This window comes from Streptomyces sp. AK08-02 (assembly GCF_033795085.1).
Lineage (GTDB): Bacteria > Actinomycetota > Actinomycetes > Streptomycetales > Streptomycetaceae > Streptomyces > Streptomyces echiniscabiei.
Map to the genome: position 1 here is coordinate 30638 of NZ_JARAZV010000015.1, position 12532 is coordinate 43169.

General features: G+C 69.5%; 12 protein-coding genes. 5 read left to right on the forward strand and 7 right to left on the reverse strand.

The annotated features are described in order from the left end of the window. Nucleotides 1-9: 9 nt before the first annotated feature. The 4 genes from pstC to PV734_RS29610 all read left to right on the forward strand — a co-directional run bounded on the left by pstC (nucleotide 10) and on the right by PV734_RS29610 (nucleotide 4710). The gene (pstC, locus tag PV734_RS29595) at nucleotides 10-1020 is read left to right on the forward strand and encodes a phosphate ABC transporter permease subunit PstC (RefSeq protein WP_319097083.1); all 1011 of its coding nucleotides are present in this window, start codon (nucleotides 10-12) and stop codon (nucleotides 1018-1020) included. After that, on the forward strand, nucleotides 1017-2075 hold the full coding sequence (gene pstA / locus PV734_RS29600; RefSeq protein WP_319097084.1) for a phosphate ABC transporter permease PstA: 1059 nt from the start codon (nucleotides 1017-1019) through the stop codon (nucleotides 2073-2075). Before pstC ends, pstA begins: the two co-directional genes overlap by 4 nt. Nucleotides 2076-2146: 71 nt before the next feature. Continuing rightward, nucleotides 2147-2923, forward strand: a complete 777-nt coding sequence (gene pstB, locus PV734_RS29605; protein WP_319097085.1) for a phosphate ABC transporter ATP-binding protein PstB — start codon at nucleotides 2147-2149, stop codon at nucleotides 2921-2923. A gap of 350 nt (nucleotides 2924-3273) precedes the next feature. Continuing rightward, the gene (locus PV734_RS29610) at nucleotides 3274-4710 is read left to right on the forward strand and encodes a glycosyltransferase family 39 protein (RefSeq protein ID WP_319292971.1); all 1437 of its coding nucleotides are present in this window, start codon (nucleotides 3274-3276) and stop codon (nucleotides 4708-4710) included. Between the two features lie 77 nt (nucleotides 4711-4787). Here the strand turns inward: PV734_RS29610 and PV734_RS29615 are convergent, their stop codons facing one another. Then, nucleotides 4788-5786: an inorganic phosphate transporter gene (locus PV734_RS29615; protein ID WP_319097086.1), complete on the reverse strand. Its 999-nt coding sequence runs from the start codon at nucleotides 5784-5786 to the stop codon at nucleotides 4788-4790. 7 nt (nucleotides 5787-5793) lie between these two features. Further along, nucleotides 5794-6414 carry a DUF47 domain-containing protein gene (locus PV734_RS29620; RefSeq protein ID WP_055525739.1) on the reverse strand — a complete coding sequence of 207 codons (621 nt, stop codon included), beginning with the start codon at nucleotides 6412-6414 and terminating at the stop codon, nucleotides 5794-5796. 214 nt (nucleotides 6415-6628) lie between these two features. Here PV734_RS29620 and PV734_RS29625 point away from each other — a divergent pair, with 214 nt between their 5' ends. Next, nucleotides 6629-6970 carry a metal-sensitive transcriptional regulator gene (locus PV734_RS29625; protein WP_319097087.1) on the forward strand — a complete coding sequence of 114 codons (342 nt, stop codon included), beginning with the start codon at nucleotides 6629-6631 and terminating at the stop codon, nucleotides 6968-6970. 26 nt (nucleotides 6971-6996) lie between these two features. Here the strand turns inward: PV734_RS29625 and PV734_RS29630 are convergent, their stop codons facing one another. The 5 genes from PV734_RS29630 to PV734_RS29650 all read right to left on the reverse strand — a co-directional run bounded on the left by PV734_RS29630 (nucleotide 6997) and on the right by PV734_RS29650 (nucleotide 12446). Further along, nucleotides 6997-7179 (reverse strand): hypothetical protein, encoded by a 183-nt coding sequence (locus tag PV734_RS29630; RefSeq protein ID WP_319097088.1) that lies wholly within the window; start codon nucleotides 7177-7179, stop codon nucleotides 6997-6999. Nucleotides 7180-7513: 334 nt separating this feature from the next. Next, nucleotides 7514-8365 (reverse strand): hypothetical protein, encoded by an 852-nt coding sequence (locus tag PV734_RS29635; RefSeq protein WP_319097089.1) that lies wholly within the window; start codon nucleotides 8363-8365, stop codon nucleotides 7514-7516. 325 nt (nucleotides 8366-8690) lie between these two features. After that, nucleotides 8691-9119, reverse strand: coding sequence for an NUDIX hydrolase (locus PV734_RS29640; RefSeq protein ID WP_319292723.1), 429 nt, complete (start codon nucleotides 9117-9119; stop codon nucleotides 8691-8693). Continuing rightward, nucleotides 9116-10234: a CHAD domain-containing protein gene (locus PV734_RS29645; protein WP_319097091.1), complete on the reverse strand. Its 1119-nt coding sequence runs from the start codon at nucleotides 10232-10234 to the stop codon at nucleotides 9116-9118. The genes PV734_RS29640 and PV734_RS29645 overlap by 4 nt, the downstream gene beginning before the upstream one ends. Continuing rightward, nucleotides 10215-12446: an RNA degradosome polyphosphate kinase gene (locus PV734_RS29650; protein ID WP_319097092.1), complete on the reverse strand. Its 2232-nt coding sequence runs from the start codon at nucleotides 12444-12446 to the stop codon at nucleotides 10215-10217. Before PV734_RS29650 ends, PV734_RS29645 begins: the two co-directional genes overlap by 20 nt. Nucleotides 12447-12532 lie beyond the last annotated feature (86 nt).

The window sequence follows — 12532 nt, forward strand, 5'->3', positions numbered from 1 at the left end:
GAGAACCCGATGGACATAACCACCAAGAACGCAGACACCGTTCCACCCGCCGCCCCCGAGCCGCCCACGGCCGAGGAGAAGCGCGCCGCCCGCGGCGCCACCCGCCTCGGTGACCGGATCTTCCTCGGTCTCTCCCGAGGCTCGGGCATCCTGCTGCTGGCGATCATGGCCGCGATCGCGATCTTCCTGACCTATCGCGCGTTCCTCGCCATCAGCAAGGACGACGGCAACTTCCTCACCACCTTCGAGTGGAACGCCAACCTCAACCCGCCGGTCTTCGGCATCGCGGTCCTGGCCTTCGGCACGGTGATCTCCTCGATCATCGCCATGGCCATCGCGGTCCCGGTCGCCGTCGCCATCGCGCTGTTCCTCACGCACTACGCCCCGCGCCGGCTCGCCGGCCCCATCGCGTACGTGATCGACCTGCTCGCCGCCGTACCGTCCATCGTGTACGGCCTGTGGGGCGCGATGATCCTCGTGCCGAACATGAACGGCCTGTTCGGCTGGCTGAACGACTACCTCGGCTGGACCGGCGTCTTCTCCTGGGAAGAGGGTGCGCCCCGCTCGATGCTGACCGTGGGCATCCTGCTCTCGATCATGATCCTCCCGGTCATCACGAACGTCAGCCGTGAGGTGTTCCGGCAGACCCCGCGGATGAACGAGGAGGCCGCGCTGGCCCTCGGCGCCACCCGCTGGGAGGTCATCCGCATGTCGGTGCTGCCCTTCGGCCGCTCCGGTGTGATCTCCGCGTCGATGCTCGGCCTCGGCCGCGCGCTGGGCGAGACGATGGCCGTCGCCACGGTCCTCTCCCCGAGCTTCCTCATCCAGACCAGCCTGCTCGACCCGGGCGGCGGCACCTTCGCGCAGAACATCGCCGCCAAGTTCGGTGAGGCGTCGGAGTACGGCCGTGACGCGCTCATCGCCTCCGGTCTGGTCCTGTTCGTCATCACCTTGGTGGTCAACGGAGCGGCCCGCGCGATCATCGCCCGCCGCGCCGAGTACTCGGGGGCCAACGCATGAGCACCGTCGTAGCCGAGAAGCGCCCCAGCACCCTGCAGGGCGCCAGGCTCCCCAAGTGGTTCCCCTGGGCCCTCGCGGGCGGGTCCGTCGCCCTCGGGGTCGGCATCAGCCTCGCCGCCGGCCTGGACAGCAACATCCAGTGGGGCCTGATCGCCGCGATCCTCTTCGTCGGCGGTACGTACGTCATCGCCACGCGCGTCGAGGGCAGGCGGCAGGCCAAGGACCGTATCGCGACCTCGCTGGTGTGGGTGGCCTTCCTGCTGGCCCTCGTGCCGCTGATCTCGCTGCTCTGGACGACCGTCTCGCGCGGTGTGAAGGTCCTCGACGTCTTCTTCCTGACCCACTCGATGGGCGTCGTCGCCGACAGCGAGCCGGGCGGTGGCATCTACCACGCCATCATCGGCAGCCTGGAGCAGGTCGGCCTGGCCACCGCGATCGGCGCGCCGATCGGCGTACTCACCGCGATCTACCTGGTGGAGTACGGGCGCGGCAGGCTCGCCAAGAGCGTCACGTTCTTCGTGGACGTCATGACGGGCATCCCGTCGATCGTCGCGGGCCTCTTCATCCTCAGCCTCATGCTGCAGTTCGACATGCAGCCGTTCGGCTTCGCCGGTTCGCTGGCGCTGGCGATCCTGATGATGCCGGTGGTCGTCCGTTCGACGGAGGAGATGCTGAAGCTCGTACCGAACGAGCTGCGTGAGGCGTCCCTGGCGCTCGGCATCCCGAAGTGGCGCACCATCCTGAAGGTGGTCCTGCCGACCGCCATCGGCGGCATCACCACCGGCGTCATGCTCGCGATCGCCCGTATCGCGGGCGAGACGGCTCCGGTGCTGCTCCTGGTCTTCGGCAACCCCTTCATCAACAACAACCCGTTCGAGGGTGCGCAGGCCTCGCTGCCGCTGTACATCTACCAGCAGTACGCGAACAGTGGTGGTGCGGAGTCGGCGTACGACCGCGCCTGGGCGGCGTCGCTCACGCTGATCGCCTTCGTGATGATCCTCAACCTCGGAGCTCGCGGTATCGCCCGCTGGAAGGCTCCGAAGACAGGTCGCTGACGCGGCCGTCCGACAGCGACCTGTGGTCGGCCAGGTGGCCGCCCGCCCCCTCGAAAGAAGCAGTGATACCCATGGCCAAGCGAATCGACGTAAGCGGCCTCAGCGCCTACTACGGCTCCTTCCGCGCGATCGAGGACATCTCGATGACGGTCGAGCCGCGCTCGGTGACGGCCTTCATCGGCCCCTCCGGCTGCGGCAAGTCCACCTTCCTGCGCACCCTGAACCGCATGCACGAGGTCACGCCCGGCGGGCGCGTCGACGGCAAGGTCATGCTCGACGACGAGAACCTGTACGGCGCCGGGGTCGACCCGGTGGCGGTACGGCGTGAGGTCGGCATGGTCTTCCAGCGTCCGAACCCCTTCCCGACGATGTCGGTCTACGACAACGTGGCGGCGGGGCTGCGGCTGAACGGCTCGTACAAGAAGTCCGAGCTGAGCGACATCGTGGAGAAGTCGCTGAAGGGCGCGAACCTCTGGAACGAGGTCAAGGACCGCCTCAACAAGCCCGGTTCGGGTCTGTCGGGCGGGCAGCAGCAGCGGCTGTGCATCGCGCGGGCGATCGCCGTCGAGCCGAAGGTGCTGCTGATGGACGAGCCGTGCTCGGCCCTCGACCCGATCTCCACGCTGGCGATCGAGGACCTGATCGGTGAGCTGAAGGAACGGTTCACGATCGTCATCGTGACGCACAACATGCAGCAGGCGGCACGTGTCTCGGACAAGACGGCGTTCTTCAACCTCGCGGCGGTCGGCCAGCCCGGCAAGCTGATCGAGATCGACGACACGGAGCGCATCTTCTCCAACCCGTCGGTCCAGGCGACCGAGGACTACATCTCGGGCCGCTTCGGCTGAGCCGAGTCGGTTCATATCGAATTAGTTCGTGCCGAATCGGTTCGTTCCGATCCGGTCACTGGATTTTCGAGACCCCTCGCGGTGCTGCATGGCGGTGCCACCGCGAGGCCGAATAGGGCCCGCCCCTGGATAACTCCGGGGGCGGGCCCGTCGTCGTATGGCAGGGTTGATCGCGTCGGCTTCAGGGGGGAGCCGCGTAACGGGGGTTACGGTGAACGCGTTTCGTGTTTGTTGACCAGGTTTTTCGTGCTTCGGAACGTTCCTCGGAACGTGCTTCGGAGCGTTCTTTACGTCGGTCGTTACGTCGCTCCTTATATCGATTACCTCAGTACCGCGGTGCTCTCGTCTGGCTGGTCCCGACGCTGTGGACGTTCGCGCTCGGCATATGGGGGCTGTCGAGACAGGGCAGCGTCTGGCGGGACGAGGCCGCGACCTGGCAGGTGGCCCAGCGCTCCACGGCCGAGATCTGGCACATGCTGGGGAACGTCGACGTCGTGCACGGCTGCTACTACCTGCTGATGCACGGCCTGTTCGAGTGCTTCGGGCCCAGCACCACCACCCTGCGGCTGCCCTCGGTACTGGCCATGGCGGTGGCGGCGGCCTGCGTGGCAGTCACCGGCCGACGGCTGGCCGGGACGTGGGTGGGGCCGGCGGGAGGAATGGCGTTCGGGCTCCTTCCGGCCGTGCAGTTCCACCTTCAGGAGGGCCGGCCGTACGCTCTGGTCGCGGCCGGCGCCGGGATCTCCACGCTGCTGCTGGTGAGCGCCCTCCAGGGGCGTGACCGGACGGTCCACTGGGCCGCCTACGGCGGTACCGTCGTGATCTGCGGGCTGCTGAACTGGCTCTCGCTGATGATTCCGGCGGCACACCTGGCGACTCTGGTCTGGATCCGGCCCCGGCGCCGAGTGTGGACACGCTGGACCACTGCCTCCGCTGTCGCCGTCGTCTGTGTGCTGCCGCTGGCCCTCTTCAGCCGGACCCAGTCCGAGCAGGTGGCCTGGATACCACCGCTGACCTGGCACATGCTGATCGGGCCCGCGATTCTGCTGGCCATCGGGGGCGTCGGTGCCCTGCTGGACCGGCCCCGGGTGGGCCGACCGTCGGTGGCGGCCGTCGGGCTGCCGTTGCTGGCGGTGCCGCAGATCGGCCTTGTCGGTCTTTCCCTGATCCAGCCGCTGTTTCTGGACCGGTACGTCCTCTTCGCTCTGCTGGGTCTGGCACTGCTGATCGGTTCGGTCGTCGGCTCCGCCGTGCGGGCCGTCAGATCCTGGCACCCGAGGGCGTCGACGTGGGTTCTGCCTGTGGTGATCGCCGTGGCGGCGGTGGCGCTGCTGCCGCAGTCGCTGGCCGAGCGGTCCCCGGCCGGCCGGGTGGACGACGTCATGGCGATAGCGTCCGACGTGCGGCGGCTGAAGGAGCCCGGGAGTGCGGTGCTCTTCGTCCCGGCGGCGCGACGGGACACCAAGTCCGTTTCCCCGAGCGCCTTTGACGGCCTGCGGGACATCGCTCTCGCTGAGGGGCCGGTGGAGTCCGGGACCCTGAAGGGCGTCGAGGCGAGTTCCGCCCGTATCCGTGCCGCGATGCTGGCCCAGCGGCGGATCCTGCTGGTGACGGACGCGGCGCGGGTGGCGAGACCGGTGTCGGCCAAGCGGGACAGGACGAAGATCGCCGTGCTGACGAAGTACTTCAGGGCAGTGGCAGACGAGCAGGTCCGCGGCCGACGAGTGACGGTGTACGAGCGACTCCCGTCGACACCGGCCCGCGTCCTCAGCCTGTCCGGCGTTTGAGGACAAGGCCCGTTCAGGGCCGGAGCGGGGGCTTGGGGGCGCAGCCCCCAGCAAGGCTCACACCATCCCCGCTCCCGTCACAGCACCGCCAGGTCCACGACCCAGAAGCTGACCCCCGCCACCAGCGCCGCCGCCGGCATGGTGATGAACCAGCCCATGACGATGTTCTTGGCGATGCCCCAGCGCACCGCCTTCACGCGCTTCGTCGCGCCCACGCCCATGATGGCCGAGGTGATCACGTGGGTCGTGGAGACCGGGGCCTTGAAGAGGTACGCCGTGGCGAACATGATCGACGCGCCCGTGGTCTCCGCCGCGAAGCCCTGGGGCGGGTCCAGTTCGATGATCTTGCGGCCCAGCGTGCGCATGATGCGCCAGCCGCCCGCGTACGTGCCCAGGGACAGCATCACCGCGCAGGCGATCTTGACCCAGACCGGGATCGGGTCGCCGTAGTCCTCGACGTCCGCGATGACCAGGGCCATCACCACGATGCCCATCGTCTTCTGGGCGTCCTGGAGACCGTGGCCAAGGGCCATGCCCGCCGCCGACACCGTCTGGGCGATACGGAAGCCGCGCTTCGCCTTGTGCGGGTTGGCGCGCCGGAAGATCCACATGATCGCCGTCATCACCAGGTAGCCGGCCAGGAGGCCCACCACCGGGGAGACGAACATCGGGATGACGACCTTCTCCAGGACGCCGTCCCAGAAGACCTTCGTCCCGCCCGCCAGTGCCGCCCCCACCATGCCGCCGAACAGCGCGTGCGAGGAGGACGAGGGGAGGCCGAAGTACCAGGTGATCAGGTTCCAGGTGATCGCGCCGACCAGCGCGGCGAACAGGATCGCCATGCCGTGGGAGCCCTTGGGCGTCTCGATCAGGCCCTCACTGACCGTTTTCGCGACGCCGCTGCCCAGGAAGGCGCCGGCCAGGTTCATCACCGCGGCCATCGCCAGTGCCGCGCGGGGCGTGAGCGCACGGGTGGACACGGACGTGGCGATCGCGTTCGCCGAGTCGTGGAAGCCGTTCGTGTACGTGAATCCGAGCGCGACGCCAATGGTCACGATCAGTGCGAAGGTCTCCATGAACGGGTCAGGACTCCTTGACCGCGATGGTCTCCACCGTGTTCGCCACGTGCTCGAAGGCGTCCGCCGCCTCCTCCAGCACGTCCACGATCTGCTTGAGCTTCAGCACTTCGATCGCGTCGTACTTGCCGTTGAACAGGTGGGCGAGAAGCTTCCGGTGGATCTGGTCCGCCTGGTTCTCCAGCCGGTTGACCTCGATCCAGTACTCCGTCAGGTTCTCCATCGTGCGGAGGTTCGGCATCGCCTCCGCCGTCAGTTCCGCCGCCCGCGCCAGGACCTCGATCTGCTGCTCGACGCCCTTCGGCAGCTCCTCCACGTTGTAGAGGACGACCAGGTCGACGGCCTCCTCCATGAAGTCCATGATGTCGTCGAGCAGCGAGGCGAGGTTGTAGATGTCCTCGCGGTCGAACGGCGTGATGAACGAGGAGTTCAGCTGGTGGAAGATCGCGTGCGTGGCGTCGTCGCCGGCGTGTTCCGCGGCCCGCATACGCTCTGCGATCTCGGCCCGGCCGGAGGCGTCCGCCCCGAGCAGTTCCATGAGGAGTCGCGAGCCCGTGACGATGTTGTCCGCTGACGCGGCGAACATGTCGTAGAAGCTCGTCTCCCTGGGGGTCAGACGAAATCGCACGTGAGGTCCTCGGAGTCCTTCGGATTCGGTCAGGCTGATGCTAGGCGCAACATCCGGCCACGGCTAACGGGTCGCCCCCCAGTGTCGCCCATCAGCCAGAGTGGACTGCACGGTGGTCTACACCGGCCCTATACCCAGCGAAGACGGTTACGATATACCCGGCAGGGGTATATTGACGCTTTTGTGTCTGAAGATTGTTCAACGGGAGGACGCGATGACGACCACCGAGGCCGGTGCTGAGACGCCCGACGTCGTGACCGACCACGACCGGGGTGTGCACGGCTATCACAAGCAGAAGGACGAGCATCTGAAGCGGCTGCGCCGGATCGAGGGGCAGATTCGCGGGCTCCAGCGGATGGTCGACGAGGACGTCTACTGCATCGACATACTCACCCAGGTCTCCGCCTCCACCAAGGCGCTCCAGTCCTTCGCGCTCCAGCTCCTGGAGGAGCATCTGCGGCACTGCGTCGCGGACGCGGCCGTCAAGGGCGGTACCGAGATCGACGCGAAGGTGGAGGAGGCGACCAAGGCGATCGGTCGTCTGTTGCGTACCTGAGGGGTGTCCGCCGCGAACGGTGGTTTTCAGCCACCCGGCGTGAGCTTGCGTCCCTCGCGTTCCTCCGCCACCCGCAGCACCTCGTCGATGCTCGCCAGGCTGAGGCGCTCCTCGTCGGCCGCCGAGGCCGCGATGATCAGGTCTCCGCACAGCTCGATCTCGGCGAGGGCCACGTAGTCCTGAACTGCCGTACCGCCGACCGGAGCCACGTGCTCACCTCTTCTCTGCCGTCACCGGTTCACTGTCCGCCTCCCAGAGTAGGGAGTGGTCTACACACCGCGCATGGCACGGACGGGCTAGTCCTTGCGTGACGGCGGACGCAGCCGGGGCATGCGGGGTTGCTCCTCCCGGCCCCAGGCCCTGTCTGACAATTCCCGTCTGCCTCGCGACGCCATGCACGCCCTCTCGCCGCACCGGGCGCAGACCCAAGTACGTCCAGTACGAGGGTCTACGCCCGGCACACCGAGAGCACGCACCTGACGCCGCGAGGCCGCCCTCCGGGCGACGACGGGAATTGTCAGACAGGACCTGGCGCCTCGGACCTCACTGCTCGGCGATACGGCCCGCGTAGATGTCCGCCGGTCGCGGCAGCCGTACGTGCGCGGGGACGCCGAAGTCGTACAGCAGCGTCGTCGAGGCGACCGCGACCGTGTCCTTCTGCTGCCCGTTGACGAAGCTGAACCGGTGCAGGAGCTTGCGGATCCGGCCCTCGTCGTCGAGGTAGGCGTCGAAGGGGACCCTGGCTGTGGCGAACCCTTTCGCCGCCGCGGCCAGCGGGCCCCTGTTGCCGGCCGAGGCGTTCCTCGCGGCGTCGGCGAGGTCGGCCGTGCCCCGGTAGTGCCGTACCTCGGTGCCGGCGACCCGGGCCCGGCCGACGTACGTCGCCTCGCGCGTCCCGCGCAGCACCTCGGCCGCGGCGAACGGGTCCGTGGCCCCGCCCGTCACCAGGTTGCCGTCGGACAGGGTCGCCGTGTCCACCCGTACCCACTTGTCGGCGGGCACGCCCGCACCCCGGTTCTTCATGAACAGGGCGCCGGGGGCGAGGAGTTCGGTGATCGGGCGGTGCGGGCTGACGCCCGCCGGGTCCTGGGGGAGCAGCAACCTGAGACGGCCGAGCCGCTTGTTGTAGTCGTAGACGCCCTCGCCCCGGATGGTGACCCGGGTGCCGCCGGTGGCCATCTCCATGGAGGTGGTGGTCCGGGACGTGCCCGCGTCGACCAGCGTCGCGGCGGCGCCGTGCAGGACACGGACCGCGTCGGTGGCCGGACGCGCGTCCTCGACGGCGGCCTCGCGTGTGGCGGTGCAACCGGTGGCGCAGATCAGGAGACTCGTCGTCAGGAGAGCCGTTGTCGTGACGGCCGTCCCGCCGCCGCGCCAGTGTCGCCGCCGTTCCATCGCCGCCCACCCCCAAGCCGGGCCGTCGGTCCACGGCCGCGTCCTTCCGCTTAACGAGGGGTGGGGGCGGTTGTCACGCCGATGGCAGTGCTTTGCCCGGGGGTGGGTACCGTTGGGGTGTGGCGCAGCAGGACCGAAGCGAACGTTCGCAGTTCCCCGAAGAGCACTCCGTTTCCATGATCGAGCACGGGCCGTTCTGCTTCGCCAGATGCGTCTGCGGGTGGCGCGGGCCGGCCCGTCGGGCCCGCAGTCTGGCCCGGACGGACGGCAAGGGACACGAGGGCGGCGACAGACCCCAGTAGTGCTCGCCCGCCCCTGGCCCCGCCTACACCTGGCGCAGGGCCAGCAGTTCGTCGACGAGGTCCTTGTCGCGGGGCTGGGTGAGGCGTTCGCGGGCCGCCGCCGGGGGCAGCCACAGGACGAGGTCGACCTCGTCGTTGGGGGCGAAGGCGCCGGACACCGCCTCCGCCGCCCAGTAACTCACCTGCTTGGGGCGGCCGTTGACCTCGTAGTGGGAGGTGGTGAGCGGAGCGCCGGGGGCGGCCTCGTAGCCGGTCTCCTCCTCGACCTCGCGCAGCGCCGCGGCGAGTGTCTCCTCGCCGCGCTTCAGTCGGCCCTTCGGATGCGACCAGTCGTCGTACTTCGGCCGGTGGACGAGGCAGACCTCCAGGCCGTCGTCCACGGGGGAGCGGCGCCACAGGACGCAGCCCGCGGCCAGGACGGCGTCCGAGGGTTCGCTCGAGCGGTCGGTCACCTCGTACTCATCGCCTTCTTCTCCCAGGACTGCTGGAACGCGAACCGCGCCGCCTCCACCTCGTGACGCTGGTCGGCGTGGAGGACGCCGAGCGCGTACGCCGTCGCCGGGGCGATACGGGGGGTGCGTGCCGCCGCTGCCGCCGCCGCCGCGGCCTCGGACGCGTCCCGGTGCCGGTTGAGTGCCGTGCCGGCCGTCAGCATCCGTACGTCGGCCCGGGCTTCGGCGCCCTCCAGGACCTCGTGTGCGTAACGGCGCAGGCGCAGGAGGAGGCGTACGTGGTGCCAGGGGGCGTCCTGGGGATGGGGGGCCGGGTCGAAGGACAGGCCGTGGACGAGGGCCTCGGCGTTGTAGGGGTGGCCGGCGGTGAGGAGGGGGAGGGCGGTGGCGGCGTCGCACAGGCGTTCGTGGGCTGCGGCGGCCAGCGGGCGCAGGTCGGTGGGGGTGGTGGAGGCGGCGGGGGTGAGGGGGACTTCGCTGGCGAGGACCGCGACGTTGTCCGCCACCGCGTGGAAGCGGGAGGAGCCCAGTGCCTGCAGGGCCGCCGAGTGGGCCCGGGTGCGGGCGAGGGTGAGCTGACGTTCCAGCAGGGCGCCCGCCTTCGCGGCGCCCAGGGTGAGCTGGGCGCCGACCGGCTGGGCGTTCGGGGGGCCGGCGCTGCCGGTGGCCGTCGCTTTCGCCGGGACGGTGCCCGCCCCGGCCAACCGACCGCCCGCAACGGACTGCGCCGGGATCGGCGTCGCCCCCGACAGCCGCTGGAGAGCCAGTAGCAGGCGTTCCAGGCGGGCCGCGTAGGCGTGTTCGCGGGCCAGGGTGCCGGAGAGCCAGGCCAGTTCGGGGTGCATCGCCTCCGCCCAGGTGGGGTCCAGGAGAGGGCGGAAGGTGTGCAGGGTGCCGGTGATGCGGCGGGCCGCGTGGCGCAGGGAACGGGCCGCGTCCACGGGCTCCTCCCCGGGAGACGCGGCGGAGCCCGTGCCGGTCTCCCTGTGCAGGCGCAGGGCGCGGAGGAACTCCGTCGCCTGCGCCCGTAGGTAGTCCGCCAGAGCGTCGCAGCTCACGGGCCCGGCGGGTCCGGCCGTCGTGGGGTCGGTCGGGTCAAGTTGTCGCTGTGCCACGCCTACGCCTCCGGGCGTCTATGAGCATCTCCTGGACGTTCCGCAGTGGTTGGCCCTCGGCGTCCGTCGCGTGCCGGGTCCACTCGCCGTCCGGGCCCAGGTGCCAGGACTGCGTGGTGTCGGACATGCCGGTTTCCAGCATCCGGCTGAGCGCGGCCCGGTGGGCCGGGTCCGTGACCCTGACGAGTGCCTCGATGCGGCGGTCGAGGTTGCGGTGCATCATGTCGGCGCTGCCGAACCACACCTCGGGCTCGCCGCCGTTGCCGAACGAGAAGACCCGGGAGTGTTCGAGGAAGCGGCCGAGGACGGAACGGACCCGGATGTTCTCGGAGAGGCCCGGGACCCCTGGGCGTACGGCGCAGATGCCACGGACCCAGACGTCGCACGGGACGCCCGCCTGGGAGGCGCGGTACATCGCGTCGATGATCGCCTCGTCCACCATCGAGTTGACCTTGATACGGACGTACGCGGGACGTCCGGCACGGTGGTGCTGGACCTCCTTGTTGATCCGTGAGATCAGGCCGTCCCGCAGGGACTTGGGGGCCACCAGGAGGCGGCGGTAGGTCTCGCGGCGGGAGTAGCCGGACAGACGGTTGAACAGGTCCGAGAGGTCCGCGCCCACCTGCTGGTCGGCCGTCAGGAGGCCCAGGTCCTCGTACAGGCGGGCCGTCTTGGGGTGGTAGTTGCCGGTGCCGACGTGGGAGTAGCGGCGCAGCGTGTCGCCCTCCTGGCGGACCACCAGGGACAGCTTGCAGTGGGTCTTCAGGCCGACGAGGCCGTACACGACGTGGCAGCCGGACTCCTCCAGCTTGCGCGCCCACTTGATGTTGGCCTGCTCGTCGAAGCGGGCCTTGATCTCGACGAGGACGAGGACCTGCTTGCCCGCCTCGGCGGCCTCTATGAGGGCGTCCACGATCGGGGAGTCGCCGGAGGTCCGGTACAGGGTCTGCTTGATGGCGAGGACGTCGTCGTCGCCGGCCGCCTGCTCCAGGAACGCCTGCACGGAGGTGGAGAAGCTGTCGTACGGGTGGTGCAGCAGGACGTCCCGCTCGCGCAGGGCGGCGAAGATGTCCGGCGCGGACGACGACTCGACCTCGGCCAGGTCGCGGTGGGTGCCGGCGATGAACTTCGGGAACTTCAGCTCGGGCCGGTCGAGGGAGGAGATGCCGAAGAGGCCGGTGAGGTCGAGGGGGCCGGGCAGCGGGTACACCTCCGCCTCGGTGATCTTCAGTTCGCGTACGAGCAGGTCGAGGACGTAACGGTCGATGGACTCCTCGACCTCAAGGCGCACCGGCGGGCCGAAGCGGCGCCGCATGAGTTCCTTCTCCAGGGCCTGGAGCAGGTTCTCGGCGTCGTCCTCCTCGACCTCCAGGTCCTCGTTGCGGGTGAGGCGGAAGGCGTGGTGCTCCAGGACCTCCATGCCGGGGAACAGCTCTTCGAGGTGCGCGGCGATGACGTCCTCGATGGGCACGTACCGGCTCGGGGAGGCCTCCAGGAAGCGGGACAGCAGCGGCGGGACCTTCACGCGCGCGAAGTGGCGGTGTCCGCTCACCGGGTTCCGTACGATCACGGCCAGGTTCAGGGAGAGGCCCGAGATGTACGGGAAGGGATGCGCCGGGTCGACGGCCAGCGGGGTGAGGACCGGGAAGATCTGGTGGCGGAAGAGGGTGAACAGGCGGGCCTGTTCCTTCTCCGTCAGCTCGCTCCAGCGGACCAGGTGCACGCCCTCCTCGGCGAGCGCCGGGGCCACGTCCTCCTGGTAGCAGGCGGCGTGCCGGGCCATGAGCTCGCGGGAGCGGGCCCAGATCATCTCCAGGACCTCGCGGGGCTGGAGGCCGGACGCGGAACGGGTGGCCACGCCGGTGGCTATCCGGCGCTTCAGGCCGGCCACCCGGACCATGAAGAACTCGTCCAGGTTGCTGGCGAAGATCGCGAGGAAGTTAGCCCGTTCGAGGAGGGGCGTGTTGGGATCCTCGGCCAGTTCGAGCACTCGCTCGTTGAACGCGAGCCAGCTGCGCTCCCGGTCGAGGAAGCGGCCCTGCGGCAGCAGCTCGCCGTCGTAGGGGGCCTCCACGTACTCGTCGAGGTCGGCGTCGATGTCGGGTTCCAGGTCGGAGACCACGGCCGACACCGTGTGCGGGCGGTGGGACGTCAGAGAACCGACGGACGGCTGCGCGTGCTGGACCTGCGGCTGGGCGTTTGGCTGGCTCATGACCCCATTGTTCCGCGCCGGGGCCGGGACAGTCGCGTCGGAGCGCGCGGGTGGGAGGGCGGCGGGGTTCTGCCGGGCCTCCCCGG